Here is a 16,547-nt window from a genome sequence, read left to right as displayed (position 1 = left end):
CTCAGGAGGCGCCGCCATGGCCCAGCCCCAGCTCGTTCACAACTTCGAAGCCGGCAGCATGGCGGACAAGGACCTGCTCGGCGGCAAGGGCGCGAACCTCGCGGAGATGACCCGGTTGGGCATCCCGGTGCCACCGGGGTTCACCATCACGACGCAGGCGTGTCGGGCCTACCTCGACTCCGGATCGGTCCCTCCCGCCCTGTTCGAGGAGGTCGAGACCCACCTCGCCGCGCTCGAGGAGCGGATGGGCCGCCGGCTCGGTGACGGCGAGGACCCGCTGCTGGTCTCGGTGCGTTCGGGCGCCAAGTTCTCGATGCCCGGGATGATGGAGACCGTCCTCAACATCGGCCTCAACGACGTCTCCGTCGAGGGCCTGGCCGCGCAGACCGGCAACGCCCGCTTCGCCTGGGACTCCTACCGGCGGCTCGTGCAGATGTACGGCAAGACGGTGCTCGACCTGGAGGGCCACCGCTTCGAGGACGCCCTCGACGAGGCCAAGGCGGCCAAGGGGGTGAGCGTCGACCTCGGGCTCGACGCCGACGACCTCAGGGCCCTCGTCGCCCGCTTCAAGGCCATCGTAGAGGAGGACTCGGGCGCGCCCTTCCCGCAGGACCCGCGAGCCCAGCTGCACGGCGCCATCGTCGCCGTCTTCGACTCGTGGAACTCACCACGGGCCATCCTGTACCGCCGTCGCGAGAACATCCCGACCGACCTCGGCACCGCCGTCAACGTCCAGGCGATGGCCTTCGGCAACCGCGGCGCCGACTCCGGCTCGGGGGTGGCGTTCACCCGTGACCCCTCGACGGGTGCCGTCGGTGTGTACGGCGACTACCTCGCGGACGCGCAGGGCGAGGACGTCGTCGCCGGCATCCGCAACACCCTGTCTCTGGCCGACCTCGAGGGTCTGGACAAGAAGAGCTTCGACGAGTTGCTCGGCATCATGGCGCGGCTCGAGGCGCACTACCGCGACGTGTGCGACATCGAGTTCACGATCGAACGCGGCAAGCTGTGGATGCTGCAGACCCGGGTCGGCAAGCGCACCGCCGAGGCGGCCTTCCGCATCGCCGTCGACCTCATCGACGAAGGCGTCATCACCGAGGAGGAAGCGCTCCAACGCGTGACGGGCGACCAGCTCGCCCAGCTGATGTTCCCGCACTTCGACCCGGAGAGCACCCGGTCCCTCATCGCCAAGGGCATGAGCGCCTCCCCCGGTGCGGCCGTCGGGGTCGCGGTGTTCGACTCGGATGCCGCGGTGCGCCTCGCCGAGGCCGGCACCCCGGTCATCCTCGTGCGCCGTGAGACCAACCCCGACGACCTGCACGGCATGGTCGCCGCGGCCGGTGTGCTCACGAGCCGTGGTGGCAAGACCTCGCACGCGGCGGTCGTCGCCCGCGGCATGGGCCGCACGTGTGTCTGTGGCGCGGAGTCCCTCGAGATCGACCTGAAGGCCCGGCAGTTCACCACCGCCGACGGCACGATCGTGCGCGAGGGCGACACCCTGTCGATCGACGGCGCCACCGGCGAGGTCTTCTCCGGGGAAGTGGCGGTGCGCCCCTCCCTCGTCGTGCGCTACTCCGAGGGCACGGTGTCGGTGGAGGAGGGCGGCCCGCTCGTCGCCGCCGTCGACCGCCTCATGCGGGTCGCCGACCGACTGCGCCGGATGAAGGTTCGCGCGAACGCCGACACCGGCGAGGATGCCGCTCGGGCGCGACGTTTCGGAGCCGAGGGAATCGGCCTGTGCCGCACGGAGCACATGTTCCTCGGGCCACGCCGCGAGATCGTCGAACGACTGATCCTCGCCGAGACCGATGACGAGAAGCAGGCCGTCTTCGACGAGCTGCTGCCGCTGCAACGGGCCGATTTCGTCGAGATCTTCGACGCCATGGACGGCCTGCCCGTCACCGTGCGCCTGCTCGACCCGCCGCTGCACGAGTTCCTCCCGGACTTCACCGACCTGTCGGTCAAGGTGGCCGTCGCCGAAGCCACAGGTCAGGACCACACCGAGGAGTCCCGCCTGCTCGCGGCCGTCCACCGGCTGCACGAGTCCAACCCGATGCTCGGCCTGCGCGGGGTGCGCCTGGGCCTGTCCCTGCCCGGCCTGTTCGAGATGCAGGCCCGCGCCATCCTCGAGGCGGCCGCCATCGTCAACGAACGTGGTGGCCACGCCCGCCCGGAGATCATGGTGCCGCTCGTCGGGTCCATCGCCGAGCTGCGCGCCATCCGGGTCGAGATCGATGACGCCGCCCACGAGGCCAGGGTCAAGCACAGCGTCCACATGGAGCACCTCGTCGGCACGATGATCGAGCTTCCCCGGGCCGCCCTCACGGCCGGGAGGATCGCCGAGGCTGCCGACTTCTTCTCCTTCGGCACCAACGACCTCACCCAGATGACCTGGGGCTTCTCACGCGACGACGTCGAGTCCAGCTTCTTCTCGCGCTACCTCGAGGACGGCATCCTCACGTCCTCACCGTTCGAGAACATCGACCGTGACGGCGTCGGGCGGCTCGTGAGCATCGGCACCGAGGAGGGCCGGCGCACCAAGCCCGAGCTCAAGGTCGGGGTGTGCGGCGAACACGGCGGCGACCCGGCATCGGTGCACTTCTTCGAGGAGCGCGGGCTCGACTACGTGTCGTGCTCACCGTTCCGAGTGCCCGTTGCCCGGCTCGAGGCCGGTCGCGCGATGGTGACCGACCCGGCTGGCTGATCCGCCGCCTGGTCCTCTCGCTGATCCGTGGCGCGTTCGGCGCGGTCGAGGGTGACCTTGACGCGGTGACCCGTGATGACCGCGGCGAGCCAGGCCAGGCCGACGAGCCAGCCCGCCATGACGTCGGTGAGCCAGTGGTGGCCCAGCCACACCCTCGACAACCCCATCGCCACGACGAACACGACGACGACCGAGGCGACGAGGACCCTGCTGCGCAGGTGCCGGCGCCCGAGCATCACCAGGTACGCCGACAGGCCGAGCACCACGGTGGCGTTCAGGGTGTGGCCCGACGGGAACGACGGCGAGGTCTCGAGCGGCGGCACCGCGTAGACCACCGGGGGTCGTGCCCGGGCCGTGAGGTCCTTGCCCAGCACGGTGATGAGTACCGACCCGGCCGTGGCGATGAGCATGAGGACCACCGGCAACCACGAACGGCGACGAACAGCGAGGGTGATGACGATCGCCGCGGCGATGAGCGGCATCCCCACCGTGCCGCCGAGGTCGGTGAAGTGGGTGACCCACTCCTCACTGGCAGGGGTGCGGCTGTTCACGGCGGCCTCGAGCACCGGCTCGTCGAGCGCGGCCAACCCGTCGTTCTCGACCACCGCCTCGTAGACCTCGGCCGAGAGCAGCGTCGCCCCGAGCACGATCACCCCACCGATGAGCGTCGTGAGCACCAGGGCGAGGTTGGCCAGGCTCCAGCGCCAGACGCGGCCGAGCACGACGACGACGCGGGCGATCGCGGCCACGAGGTGCTGGCCGAAGCGGGTGGGCCACTGCGCGAGATCACGCTCACCGATCCGCTCGAGCTCCGCGTCCTCACGGTCCGGTGGCGCGGGAGAAGTCGGCATACGGCATTCAATCACCGGGGATGCTGACAGCGTGGGAGTGAGACCGTTGGTGGAGGTGGCGGGAATCGAACCCGCGTCCACTGACGGGAAACCAGGGCTTCTCCGGGTGCAGTGCGCTATGGAATTTCTCGGCCCCAGCGCTCGCGCGCACACGTCCGCTGACAGGCCCAGTCGAGTTGGAGTCCCGCGCCGTCCCCCGACATGACGACGCAGCAAGATCCCTAGATGACGCTGGTTACTGAGTCAGGATCAAACTCAGGCCAACGGACTTCGAGGCTCGCTCAGGCGGCGAGGGCGAAGTCGGTGCGCTTGGAATTGGCACCTATTGGTTTGCACAGATCGTTAACGAGATGACCGTGCGTCCTCGACCCGCTTCCCCATGGTCTGCCGACCAATGTCGAAACCGATCACCCCCCTGAGGGGGCTCACTCCCACGCTGTTCAGTTGTGACGGCGCCGATCTCGCCGGTGCCGCGGTGCGGCGCTCGATCGACACAAGTCAGTATGCCGTCCAACACCGACACCCCCAAACGACATTCCTGCCGAGGGTGCCCTCAGGGGGTGGGGCCGACCTGGGTAGTCGGCCGTCCCGATGACGTCGCACGCGGGTTGCTGCCCCCTGACGGCCGCGACGTCGACCCGGGGTTGGGCGACGTGGTGGGCTTGGCCGAGGGCGTGGGCTTGGGCGGCTTGCTCGGCTTCGTCGGCTTCGTGGGTGTCGGCGGCGGCTTGAGGGTGGGCCTGACCGGAACCGTCGGCGAGACGGCTGGATCCGGGGTGCTGGGGTCGGCGGACACCGGGGGCTGTGCCGCCGGAGCCGACTGCGTGGGCGCCGTCGGCAGCACCGCGCTCACATCGGCCGGTGAGGTCGACAGCGGCACGGCGACCCGCGGGCCGGTCGGGCCGGGGGCGGTCGTGCCGGGCCCGACCGTCGGGGCGTCCACCGGGGACACCGTTCTCGGCCCCGTCGTCGACTCGACGCGATCGCCCACGACACCACCGTTGACGGGCGCAGGGCCCCCGGCGATGAAGGTCATCAGGGCCACGACGGACAGGGCGCCACCGGCGACCGCGAACGACTCGAAGAGACTCGCGGCAGCCACCGTCCGTTTCCGCGCACCGTGTCGTGCGGCATGGCCTGCCATGTCGTCAACTGTAGTGCGCCCGAGGGCAACTCAGGCTCGCGTGTGGCCGTTGGTCGGATCGTGGAGCGCCCGGGTCGACAACCGCACCGGATGCCGTGTCCCGGCGACGTCGACCGCGTAACCACCAGCGTCGAGAACCTGACGAGGCAGCGGTCCACCGTCGGGGTCCCACACCCAGGTCAGGCCCACCGCTGCACCCACGGTGGCGCTCCGCGCCGCACTGGTCACCTGACCCACGGGCACACCGTCGCGCAGCAGCAGCTCACCGCCCCACAACACCGCCTCGGGATCATCGACGATGAAGGATGCCAGCCTCCGGGGCGGACCGACGGCTCGCTGCCGCTCCAGTGCCTCCCGGCCGATGAAGGCCCGATCACCGGCCAGGTCGCAGGTGAACAGCAGCCCCGCCTCCAGTGGGGTGCGGTCCGGGCCCAGCTCGGCACCGAAGGCCCGGTAGCCCTTGTCCAGCCGGAGGGCATTGATGGCGTGGTAGCCGGCCAGTCGCACACCGAGGTCGCCCCCGGCATCCACGATGCGGTCCCAGACACCGGTGGCGAGCTCGGTCGGCACCATGAACTCCCAGCCGAGCTCGCCGACGTAGGTGATCCGGGTGGCTCGCACCAGGGCGGGACCGATGTCGATGACCCGACTCGTGCCGAACGCGAACCCCTCAGCGCCGACGTCAGCGGTCGATATCCGGGCCAACAGCTCACGCGAGCGCGGACCCATGAGACCGAACACGGCATACGACGTGGTGACGTCCTCGACCGACACCTGCCACGCGGGCGCGACGTGCCGACGCAACCAGTCGGCGTCGCGCACCGGCGAGGCCGAGCTCGTCACGATGAGCCACTCCTGCTCCCCGACCCTCGTCACGGTGACGTCGGCCTCGTAGCCGCCCCTGCTGTTGAGCATCGCCGTGTAGACGGCCGCGCCGACTGGGCGGTCGACGTTAGCCGTGCAGACCAGGTACAGCAACGACAACGCATCGGGTCCGTGCACCCGCAGCTTGCCGAACGAGGTCTGGTCGAACAGGGCTAGCGCCTCGCGGGTGGCGCGCTGCTCCTCGTCGACCCAGTCGTGCCAGGGCTGTCGCCCCCACCCGTAGGTGGCCGGGCGCTGCGACGGCGGCACGCTCAGCGGGGCGACGTAGTTCGGCCGTTCCCACCCCATCTTCGAGCCGAACCACGCGCCGGCTGCCTCCAGCCGGTCGTGCACCGGCGAGCAGCGGAAGGGACGGGCGGTGTCGAGCTCGCGCCCCGGCCACGGCACCGCGTAGTGCAACCCGAGCACCTCCGAGACCCGGTCGCGCAACCACGGCGTGCTCGCGTGGAACGGGGCGAACCGCCGGATGTCGACGAGGGCCAGGTCCTCCTGGGGCTCCCCGGCGACGACCCACTGCGCAAGCGCCCGACCGGCGCCACCGGCCGAGGCGATGCCCACCGAGTTGAACCCCGCGCCGACGAAGAACCCGGCGACATCGGGCGACTCCCCGAGGATGGACTGGTTGTCCGGGGTAAAGCTCTCGGGTCCGTTGTAGAACGTGCGGATGCCGGTGCGCTCGAGCACTGGCAACCGGTGGATCGCGCTGTCCATGAGCACGGCGAAGTGCTCCCAGTCCTCGTCGAGCAGCTGGAACTCGAACGGGTACGGGATGCTCTCGGGCGACACCCACGGTTTGGCCTCCGGCTCGAAGCCGCCGACGACGAGGCCGCCGACCTCCTCCTTGACGTAGGTCCACCCGTCCGGGTCGCGCAGGATCGGCATGCCCGGCGCCACTCCGCCGATCTGGTCGGTGACGACGTAGAAGTGCTCTGCCGAGTGCAGTGGCACGCCGACCCCGGCCATCGCCCCCACGGCCTTGGCCCACTGACCGGCGCAGTTGACGACCACCTCGCAGGCGACGTCCCCGGCATCCGTGCGCACGCCGCGCACCCGGCGACCACCGGGCGCGCCCGGGTCGGCCACGACGTCGAACCCGGTGACCCGCACCCGTTCCCGCACGGTGACCCCGAGCTGACGGGCACCCTTGGCCAGCGACTGGGTGACGTCGGTCGGGTTGGCGGTGCCGTCGCCCGGCAGCCAGATCGCGCCCTGGAGGTCGTCGGTGTACAGCAGCGGGTACCGCTCCCCCGCCTGCGCCGGAGTCAGCAGCTCGCAGTCGAGGTCGTAGGCGGCGGCCGTCGCGGCCGTGCGGCGCAGCGCCGTCATCCGCTCCGGCGTGCGCGCGACGATCAGGCCCCCGCACTGTCGGTAGCCGGTCGACAGCCCGGTCTCCGCCTCGAGCCGCTGGTAGAGGTCGGCCGAGTGCTGCACGAGCCGGGTGCCGCTCTCGCTGGCGCGCAACAACCCGACGAGCCCGGCCGCGTGCCACGTCGTGCCGCACGACAGCGTGCCCTGCTCGAGCAGCAGCACGTCGGTCTCGCCGAGGTGGGCCAGGTGATAGGCCGTCGACGCGCCGATCACTCCCCCGCCGACGATGACGATCCGGGCCCGCTGCGGCAGCCCCGTCGGCGTGCCGGCGCGGCCGTCCTCGGATGCCGTGGCACCGGTGCGTGGGTCGGTCACCGGGGCACCTCCCCCGCCACCCGGGCGAGCAGCTGCTCGAACCGGGCACTCGTGGCCAGCTCCTGCGCGGGCTCCCACTTGTCCATGGCCCACCCCCAGAAGTCGAAGTCCAGGCTGCTCATGCCGTCCTGGATCATCCCCCACAGCGTCCAGCCGTAGCGGGCGACCCAGCCCCACAGCTCGGCGCGGGCGACGCGGGCGTCGAGTCCTTCGGGGGTGAGGAGGTCGCCGTAGTAGGCGGTGCACAGGGCCGCCAGCTGGTCAGGGTCCAGGTGGGCCTCGGCCGCAGCGTTGCCGAGCTCGAAGGACGGCTCGTTCATGCCCGAGTACTCGTAGTCGATGATCCGCAAGTCCCCGCGGTCGTCGAGCACGTTCGCGGCGAGCAGGTCGTTGTGGCAGGGCACGAGGGGCTCGGGCGCCAGGGAGAAGGCGGCCTGCACCCGCTCGAGGTGAGGCTGGAGCGTGAGGTAGCGCGGCGGCATCCGGAATCCGTGCTCCCGCACGACGCCGAGGTACTGCTCGCGCACCGCGAACATGTCGAACCGGCCGATGAACGCCGGTCCGGCGTGCAGGCGACGCAGGGCCGCGGCCAGCCGCACCGGGTTGGCTGCGACGTCGGCGTCGACCCAGGTGCGCCCCGGGAGGAACCCCACGACCATGACGCCACGGCCCTCGAGGTAGTCGATCACCGGCGCGCCGACCCCGGCCGCAGCCGCCGCGAGGGTGTTGTGGTGTTCGGCGTGGCGATCGACGCCGAGGAGCCCGGTGTCGGGCGACGAGACGCGCACGACGACGTCGAGACCCGCATCCGTGCGCACCCGGTGGTTGACGTTGGTCAGCCCGCCGGGCAGGGGCGTCACGTGACGCCCCTGCCCGGTGAGGGTGGGGATGCCGTCGAGCAGCGTGTCGAGATCGGTCACGGTGGGTGCCCGATCAGGACAACGGGTCGCCGGGCTTCCAGTCGTGCGTCGTGCCACCGTGGGCGGTCTTGCCGTGGTGCTCGAGCTCGATCTCCTCCGCGGACGTGACGCCCTCGGGCAGGTCGATGGTCATCTTCGGCCCGGTGAACCACTTCTTGGCCGACAGGTGCCACCCGATCCACAGCGCCAACAACGTGCCGCCGGTGAGGATCGGTGCGTAGTTGACGAACTTCCACTCGAAGTTCTCGTTGAACGGGTTGGCCGCCGGGGTGAACGGGAGGATGAAGTAGATGCTGATGATCGCGATCTCCGCGACGGCGACCGGGGCCATCCAACGCCACTTGTTGCCCAGGTTCCACGACCCCTGCTTGAAGGAGTCGCCGGCCCGCCAGCGCAGGTAGATCGGCACCGCGAAGGCGGTGTAGAGGCCGATGACGCCGACGGAGACCACGGCGTAGAACGCGGTCGGCACGATGATCGGGGCCTCGTCGGTGCCGATGTTCACCTCGACGAGCGCCGGCACGGTGATGAGCGCCGCGATGACCGAGGAGATGATCACGGCGTTTGCCGGCACCTTGCTGGCGTTGAGAGTGGCCCACTTCGAGGCGAACGGCACGGCGCCGTCACGGCTGAACGCGAAGAGCATCCGGGAGGTGGAGGTCATGCACGCCGTCGTGCAGAAGAACTGCCCGATGCTCGCGATCAGCAGCACCGTCCCGGCCCAGCCCGACGACAACGCCTGGTTGAAGATCACGGCGACGCCACCGCCGCCGGCGGTCACGGCATCCGCGTCCTGGACGGCGAAGAGGAAGGCGAGCAGGAGCACCCACCCACCGACGGCGGAGTAGAAGATCGAGCGCCAGATGCCCTTGGCGGCGCCATCCGCGGCGTCGTGGGTCTCCTCGGACAGGTGGGCCGAGGCGTCGAAGCCGGTGATCGTGTACTGGGTGAGCAGGAAGCCGAGCGGGAGCACGTAGAACCAGAACGACCAGCCGCTGGTCTCGCCGCCCGCCAGGCCACCGCTGTTGTTGACCCGCATCGAGAAGACGTCCGCGACGCTCATGTGCTTCTCGGGCAGGAAGACGAGAATGGCGATGATGATCGCCGCGCCCGCGACGTGCCACCACACCGAGATGTTGTTGAGCATCGCGAGCAGGTGCCCGCCGAAGATGTTGACCATCGCGGTGAGGAACAGGACGACGAGGAACATCCAGAAGACGCGCTGGAGGCTGTAGCCCGCGGCCCACGACTCGCTCATCGTGCTGAAGGACAGGTCGAAGAAGGTCGCGCAGCCGTACGCCACCGACGCGTCGACTGCGAGCAGACCGATGAGGTTGAGCCAGCCGGTGTAGTACCCGGCCTTGGCGCCGCCGAGCTTGGCGGCCCACCAGTAGATGCCACCGGAGGTCGGGTAGGCCGAGACGAGCTCGCTCATGCAGAACCCGATGATGAGGATGAAGGCCGCGATGATGGGCCAGCCGATCGAGATGGCGATCGGGCCGCCGTTGTTCCACGCCTGACCGAAGGTCGTGAAGCATCCGGCCAGGATCGAGATGATCGAGAAGGAGATGGCGAAGTTGGAGAAGCCCGACCACGATCGGTTGAGCTCCTGCTTGTAGCCGAGCTCGGCGAGCTTGCGTTCGTCGTCCGTCAGGTGCACATCAGCCACGGTTAGCTCTCGGTGGTCCGGCCGGCCCCGAAGTGACCGGCGTCATGTGTGGTGCGACGGGCCGATGCTAGGGCTCCCGAGACGTAATTGGTATGGCTTTGGGCCATTCTTTACCTTCGGGCGCGTCGTGGTTTCGGCTACGGAATCCGCAGCCGATGCGCAAGAGGCGGGACGAGGGAGGCGCCCGCGCGCCACGCTCACTAGGCTGCGGATCACCGGCCCTGCGGCCGGGTGACGTGCCCACCGAAGACCCGGGAGGTCCCCCGTGTTCACCAAGATCCTCGTCGCCAACCGTGGGGAGATCGCGGTCCGCGCGTTCCGTGCGGCCACCGAACTCGGCGCGAAGACGGTTGCCGTCTTCCCGCACGAGGACCGCAACTCCGAGCACCGGCTCAAGGCCGATGAGTCCTACCAGATCGGTGAGCCCGGCCACCCGGTGCGCGCCTACCTCGACCACGAGAACATCGTGCGGGTAGCGGTCGAGTGCGGCGCCGACGCCATCTACCCGGGCTACGGATTCCTCTCCGAGAACCCCTTGCTGGCGGAGGCGTGCGAGGCCAACGGCATCACGTTCATCGGCCCACCGGCATCCGTCCTCCACCTCACGGGCAACAAGTCGCGGGCGATCACGGCCGCCCGCGCCGCCGGGCTGCCGACCCTGGCCAGCGCCGAGGCGTCGACCGACCTCGACGCCCTGGCCGCAGCCGCCGAGGACATCGGCTTCCCCGTCTTCGTCAAGGCCGTCTCCGGCGGCGGCGGCCGCGGCATGCGGCGCGTCGATGACCCGTCGACCCTGCGTGAGTCGCTCGAGGCGGCCCAGCGCGAGGCCGATGCCGCATTCGGCGACCCCACGCTCTACCTCGAGCAGGCCGTGGTCAACCCCCGGCACATCGAGGTGCAACTGCTGGCCGACGGCTCCGGCTCGGTGCTGCACCTCTACGAACGCGACTGCTCGGTGCAGCGCCGCCACCAGAAGGTCGTCGAGATCGCGCCCGCCCCGAACCTCGACCCCGACACCCGTGCGCAGATGTGCGCGGATGCCGTGCGCTTCGGTGAGTCGATCGGCTACCGCAACGCGGGAACGGTCGAGTTCCTCCTCGGCGAGGACGGCCGCTACGTCTTCATCGAGATGAACCCGCGCATCCAGGTCGAGCACACCGTCACCGAGGAGGTCACCGACGTCGACCTCGTCGTGGCGCAGATGCGCATCGCGGCGGGTGAGTCGTTCGAGGACCTCGGCATGAAGCAGGGCGACATCTACGTGCGCGGCGCGGCGCTTCAGTGCCGCATCACCACCGAGGACCCGGCCAACGGCTTCCGCCCGGATGCCGGGCAGATCAGCGTCTACCGCTCGGCCGGCGGTGGCGGGGTGCGTCTCGACGGCGGCACGGTGTTCGTCGGGGCGCAGGTCAGCCCCCACTTCGACTCCATGCTGGTCAAGCTCACCTGCCGGGGGCGCAGCTTCCCGATGGCGGTGCGCCGGGCCCGTCGGGCGCTCGCCGAGTTCCGCATCCGCGGGGTGTCGACGAACATCCCCTTCCTCGAGGCCGTGCTCGCCGACCCGGTGTTCCAGGCCGGGCAGGCGACGACGAGCTTCATCGACCAACGCCCCGAGCTGCTCGAGGCCCGCATGGGTGGCGACCGAGGCACGCGCCTGCTCACCTACCTCGCCGACGTCAGCGTCAACCAGCCCCACGGGCCCGCGACGACCCACCTCAAACCGCGCACGAAGCTGCCGACGCTCGACACGGCATCCCCCCTGCCACGCGGCAACCGCGACCTGCTACGCGAGGTCGGCCCTGCCGAGTTCGCGCGCCAGCTGCGCGAGCGCACCGACGTGCCCGTCACCGACACGACCTTCCGCGACGCCCACCAGAGCCTGCTCGCCACCCGGATGCGCACCCGCGACCTGCTGCACGTCGCCGGGCACGTCTCGCGCCTCACGCCCGAACTGCTGTCGATGGAGGCGTGGGGAGGCGCGACCTACGACGTCGCGCTGCGCTTCCTGTCCGAGGACCCCTGGGAGCGCCTGGCCCTGCTGCGCGAGGCGATGCCGAACATCCCGCTCCAGATGCTGCTGCGTGGGCGCAACACGGTGGGCTACACCCCGTACCCGACCAAGGTGACCGACGCGTTCGTCGCCGAGGCGGCCCGCACCGGCCTGGACATCTTCCGCATCTTCGACTCCCTCAACGACGTCTCGCAGATGCGCCCTGCCGTGGATGCCGTGCTCGCCACCGACACCGCGGTCGCCGAGGTGGCGCTGTGCTACACCGGCAACCTGCTCGACCCCGGTGAGCGCCTCTACACGCTCGACTACTACCTGCGCCTTGCCGAGCAGATCGTCGACACCGGCGCGCACGTGCTTGCCATCAAGGACATGGCGGGGTTGCTGCGGGCACCGGCCGCGGCGACGCTCGTGCGGGCGCTGCGGTCACGGTTCGACCTGCCCGTGCACCTGCACACCCACGACACCGCCGGCGGCCAGATCGGGACGCTGCTCGCCGCCATCGACGCCGGGGTGGATGCCGTGGACGCCGCCTGTTCGTCGATGTCCGGCACGACCAGCCAGCCGAGCCTGTCGGCGCTGGTCGCGGCGACCGACGGCACCGAGCGGCCGACCGGGTTGGACATCGACAAGGTGTTCTCGCTCGAGCCCTACTGGGAGGCCGTGCGCACGATCTACAAGCCGTTCGAGTCGGGGCTGGCCTCGCCGACGGGGCGCGTGTACTTCCACGAGATCCCCGGTGGGCAGCTGTCCAACCTGCGCCAGCAGGCGATCGCGCTCGGCCTCGGCGACCGGTTCGAGGACATCGAGGACATGTACGCCGCGGCGAACCGCATCCTCGGCAACATCGTCAAGGTGACGCCGTCGTCGAAGGTCGTCGGCGACCTGGCCCTAGCCCTGGTCGGGGCCGGAGCCGACCCGGCCGACTTCGAGGAGAACCCGACGAAGTACGACATCCCCGACTCGGTGATCGGCTTCCTCGAAGGCGAGCTCGGCGACCCGCCCGGCGGGTGGCCCGAGCCGTTCCGCACCAAGGCACTTCAGGGGCGCACCGCCAAGCCGCGGCAGACCGAACTGACCCCCGAGCAGGAGGCCGCGCTGGTCACCGACCCGCGCCGCACCCTGAACCAGTTGCTCTTCCCCGGGCCCACCAAGGAGTTCGAGGCGAGCCGCGAGGCCTTCGGTGACCTGTCGGTGCTCGGCACCATCGAGTTCCTGCACGGCCTGGAACAGGGCACCGAGTACGAGGCCGAGATCGAAGCCGGCAAGCGCCTCATCCTCGGGATCAGCTCGGTGGGTGAGGCCGACCGACAGGGCATGCGCACCGTGATGTGCACGCTCAACGGGCAGTTCCGGCCGGTGACGGTGCGCGACCGGTCGATCACCGCCGACGTCAAGGCCGTCGAGAAAGCCGACCCGTCGGTGCCCGGGCACGTGCCGGCGCCGTTCTCGGGGGTCGTCACGCCGGTCGTCGCCGAGGGTGACACCGTCGAGCCCGGCGGAGTCGTCGCGACGATCGAGGCGATGAAGATGGAGGCCAACATCACCAGCCCCGTGGGCGGCACCGTGGCACGGCTGGCCTTCAGCGGGCACCACCAGCAGGTCGAGGGTGGCGACCTGATCGTCGTCGTCACCCCGGCCTGACGCTGACGGTTGCCGGCCGGTCCTGCCCCACGGTCATTCTCGAAGGCGTCTGCGCGCAAACCCCCGTTTGGTTGAACACTTTCGTACCGTCGAGGCTCGCACCGGTCATCATCGTGGCTGGTGCTCCACCCATCGAACGAGGGAGAACACCATGGGAATTGGCGACAAGATCGAGAACGCCAAGGATGAGCTGGTGGGCAAGGGCAAGGAGGCCGCCGGCGAGGTGACCGACAACGAGCGCCTCGAGGCCGAGGGCCGCGTCCAGCAGGCCGAGGCCGACGTCAAGCAGGCCGGCGAGAAGGTCAAGGACGCGTTCAAGAACTGACCTCTCCCTCAGGGCCTCGCCCAAGGGAACCCGTACCCACATCGACCTATTGGTCGGTGTGGGTACGGCCGTTCTGTACCTGGAGTGACCTATTGGTCGGTGTCGGTACGGCCGTTCTGTACCTGGAGTGACCTATTGGTCGGTGTGGGTACGGCGACCCGCTACCAGCTGCCGCCTGATGAGCCGCCGCCACCACCACCGCTGAACCCGCCCCCGCCGCTGAACCCACTCGACCCGGACGAGCCCGGCGTCGAGACGAACGTCCCGGCAGCCACGGTCGAGAACGAGTCCATGCTCGAGGCGACGTCGGAGAAGCCGCCCGTGCCCCAGTTCCCGACGTACCAGGTGGGGCTGGCGACGCTCACCCCCGCGGCTGCAGCAGCGGCCGCCACCTCCTCGAACGTCTTGGCCCAGCGGTCCGCCAGGCCGAACACGATGGCGAACGGCAGAAACTTGGAGAAGACCTCCTGGGCTTCCTCCCACTTGATCTGGTTGGCCTCCGCGGTGGCGATGTACCGCTCGAAACCTCGCGACTGCGCCAGCATCGCTGACCCGGATGCCGTTCGCGCCGCCATCCGCTGGCCGAGGGCTCGCACGATCAGCCCGGACACCACCCCGCCCCCGACGAGCACCCACGTCGGTGAGATCGGGAAGCCGGAGTCCGCGAACAGGCCCGACAGCATCCCCCCGAGGAAGAACGCGGCGAAGACCGAGCCCATGATCAGCAGCGTGCCAAGACCCGTCCAGCCCGCGCGTGCACGCTCCGGGCTGCGACGGAACCACCCACGCTCCACGACCTCCTCGTACATCAGCCGCTCCACGGCATCCAAGGTGGGCTTGAAGCGGTTCTTCAACTGCGACAGGGCGATCCGGTTGCCGCCGGCGAAGATCGAGTCGATGAGCACCTGTTCGTACGAGGCGAGGGGGACGGCGGATGCCGGGGGTGCGGTTCGCGTGAGCACCCAGTCGTCAGCCCGGAATACGCCCCGGTCGTCCCGAGCGATCGTCAGGTGCCCACGCACGGCGAGGTCGACGAGCGTCGCGGTGACGTCGACGAGGTTGACCTGCTCGTCGAGGATGGTGCCGACCATCCCGGGCTGCACACCCGGCGGCGGGTTGAACTGCACCGCGACGGTGGGCTCCTTGCCGCCGACGACGACGGGGACGTCCTCGCCGGGGCCGGGGGTCAGGCCCGGGGTGAGACCGGCGTACTGCTCATCGCGCCCCCTGGTCCACACGAGCATGCCCATGAGCGAGCCGGCGAGCAGGGGCCCGAGCACGCCCAGGCCCATGGCCAACCAGCCCAGGGCACGCGCCTGCTCGGGGGTGACCGGCGATCCGGCGCCCGCTTCGGCGTTCCCGTCACGAAGGTCGGGGGTGAGGTCGCCGAAGGCGTCGCGCGGGTAGGACGTCACCACGCTCATGCCCTCGCGAGCGGCGAGGTCGGGCGAGCTGAACGTCGAGGTCGCCCCGGCCTGCGCCTGGCAGGGGGTGTCAGCCCCGAACTCGCCGTAGAAGCAGGCGGCCCTGGTGGCCGGGACGGGCGCTGTCACGGAGGCGCGAACACCCAGCTGCGGGAAGCCGTTCGAGGGGTCGACGACGTTGTAGTAGAACTCGGCCGTGCCGTCGCCGATGTCGTTGACGAGGTGCGCCAGGCGGAACTGCACGACGTAGTCGGCGGTGCCGCGCACGGTCTCCGAGGGGCTGCCGATGCGGATCTGACGGAAGGCGCCCATGTCGGAGATCGCGATGTCGGTCGGAGCCCCGGACGGTGAGGTGACCGACACCCCGGACAGCTCGTAGTAGCGGTACTGGGTCTCGCTGTCCTGGTAGCCGGCGCGGACCTTGACGTTGCGCAGGATGCCGTGGCGGTCCTCACCGTCGGGGAAGCGCCAGCGAATCGTCTCGGTGACGATGACCGATCCGTCCGCCTGGACCTCGAAGTCCGTCGACAACGAGTCGGCCTGCTCCTCGGCGGGGAGGGTCAAGGTCGACGCGGGGCCCCACGCCTGCAGCGCCGGCAGCGCCGCCATCCGCTCCCCCGCGACTGATTGCACGCCAGCCACCGCGGGCAGCCCGGACGCAGGTGGCTGCTGCGCCATCAGTGCGGTCGGGGCGGCCACAGCCAGCGGAACGAGCACCAGCGTCGCCACGATCACCCCCAGGCAGGCCCAGAACCCGACCCACGCCCTGACGGGTCGCCGCACCGGCACGACCGGGGTGTCCACTCAGTCCTCGCCGCGGGCGCGGGCCGACATGGCGCGGGCTGCCTCGCGATTGTCCTGACGTTCGCGCAGGGCGTGGCGCTTGTCGTAGTTCTTCTTGCCCTTGGCCACGGCCAGCTCGACCTTGGCCCGGCCGTCCTTGAAGTACAGCGAGAGCGGCACGATCGTGTGCCCGGTCTCGCGGGTCGCCTGGAGGATCTTGTTCAGCTCGCGCCGGTGGAGCAGCAGCTTGCGGCGGCGGCGCGGCGTGTGGTTGTTCCACGTCCCGTTGACGTACTCGGGGATGTGAACGCCCTCGAGCCACAGCTCGTCGTCGCGGTCGAAGCCCGCCCAGCCGTCGACGAGCGAGGCGCGCCCCATCCGCAGCGCCTTGACCTCCGTGCCCATGAGGACGAGGCCCGCCTCGTACGTGTCCTCGATGAGGTAGTCGTGACGGGCCTTGCGGTTGCTCGCGACGAGCTTTCGTCCGGTCTCCTTGGCCACGGGAGC

At 70.1% G+C, this 16,547-nt stretch carries 10 protein-coding genes and 1 other RNA gene; 3 read left to right on the top strand and 8 right to left on the bottom strand.

Annotation, left to right across the window (positions count from 1 at the left end):
- Nucleotides 1-16: 16 nt before the first annotated feature.
- Nucleotides 17-2,704, top strand: coding sequence for a pyruvate, phosphate dikinase (ppdK, locus tag C8E84_RS16935; protein WP_159904041.1), 2,688 nt, complete (start codon nt 17-19; stop codon nt 2,702-2,704).
- On the opposite strand, the gene C8E84_RS16930 is transcribed toward ppdK, so the two are convergent.
- The 6 genes from C8E84_RS16930 to C8E84_RS16905 all read right to left on the bottom strand — a co-directional run bounded on the left by C8E84_RS16930 (nt 2,623) and on the right by C8E84_RS16905 (nt 9,856).
- Nucleotides 2,623-3,555 (bottom strand): phosphatase PAP2 family protein, encoded by a 933-nt coding sequence (locus tag C8E84_RS16930; RefSeq protein WP_159904039.1) that lies wholly within the window; start codon nt 3,553-3,555, stop codon nt 2,623-2,625. The genes ppdK and C8E84_RS16930 overlap by 82 nt on opposite strands.
- Before the next feature lie 47 nt (nt 3,556-3,602).
- Nucleotides 3,603-3,970: a transfer-messenger RNA gene (ssrA, locus tag C8E84_RS16925) on the bottom strand.
- A 138-nt stretch (nt 3,971-4,108) separates the two neighbouring features.
- Nucleotides 4,109-4,657: a hypothetical protein gene (locus C8E84_RS16920; protein WP_159904037.1), complete on the bottom strand. Its 549-nt coding sequence runs from the start codon at nt 4,655-4,657 to the stop codon at nt 4,109-4,111.
- A 72-nt stretch (nt 4,658-4,729) separates the two neighbouring features.
- Nucleotides 4,730-7,267 carry a GcvT family protein gene (locus C8E84_RS16915; protein ID WP_159904035.1) on the bottom strand — a complete coding sequence of 846 codons (2,538 nt, stop codon included), beginning with the start codon at nt 7,265-7,267 and terminating at the stop codon, nt 4,730-4,732.
- The gene (locus C8E84_RS16910) at nt 7,264-8,187 is read right to left on the bottom strand and encodes a choline kinase family protein (protein WP_159904033.1); all 924 of its coding nucleotides are present in this window, start codon (nt 8,185-8,187) and stop codon (nt 7,264-7,266) included. The genes C8E84_RS16915 and C8E84_RS16910 overlap by 4 nt, the downstream gene beginning before the upstream one ends.
- A 13-nt stretch (nt 8,188-8,200) precedes the next feature.
- Nucleotides 8,201-9,856: an amino acid permease gene (locus C8E84_RS16905; protein ID WP_159904031.1), complete on the bottom strand. Its 1,656-nt coding sequence runs from the start codon at nt 9,854-9,856 to the stop codon at nt 8,201-8,203.
- A 265-nt stretch (nt 9,857-10,121) separates the two neighbouring features.
- Between C8E84_RS16905 and C8E84_RS16900 the strand changes: the two genes are divergently transcribed.
- Nucleotides 10,122-13,508 (top strand): pyruvate carboxylase, encoded by a 3,387-nt coding sequence (locus C8E84_RS16900; RefSeq protein WP_159904029.1) that lies wholly within the window; start codon nt 10,122-10,124, stop codon nt 13,506-13,508.
- Between the two features lie 151 nt (nt 13,509-13,659).
- Nucleotides 13,660-13,833 (top strand): CsbD family protein, encoded by a 174-nt coding sequence (locus tag C8E84_RS16895; protein WP_159904027.1) that lies wholly within the window; start codon nt 13,660-13,662, stop codon nt 13,831-13,833.
- 161 nt (nt 13,834-13,994) lie between these two features.
- On the opposite strand, the gene C8E84_RS16890 is transcribed toward C8E84_RS16895, so the two are convergent.
- Together C8E84_RS16890 and smpB are read right to left on the bottom strand one after the other, a co-directional pair.
- Nucleotides 13,995-16,061, bottom strand: a complete 2,067-nt coding sequence (locus C8E84_RS16890) for a DUF2207 domain-containing protein (protein ID WP_246197007.1) — start codon at nt 16,059-16,061, stop codon at nt 13,995-13,997.
- Complete coding sequence (gene smpB, locus C8E84_RS16885; protein WP_159904025.1) at nt 16,062-16,541, bottom strand: SsrA-binding protein SmpB; 480 nt, start codon at nt 16,539-16,541, stop codon at nt 16,062-16,064.
- Nucleotides 16,542-16,547: the final 6 nt, after the last annotated feature.

The organism is Ornithinibacter aureus (assembly GCF_009858245.1).
Taxonomy (GTDB): domain Bacteria; phylum Actinomycetota; class Actinomycetes; order Actinomycetales; family Dermatophilaceae; genus Fodinibacter; species Fodinibacter aureus.
This window is presented reverse-complemented; position numbering and strand designations above follow the sequence as displayed.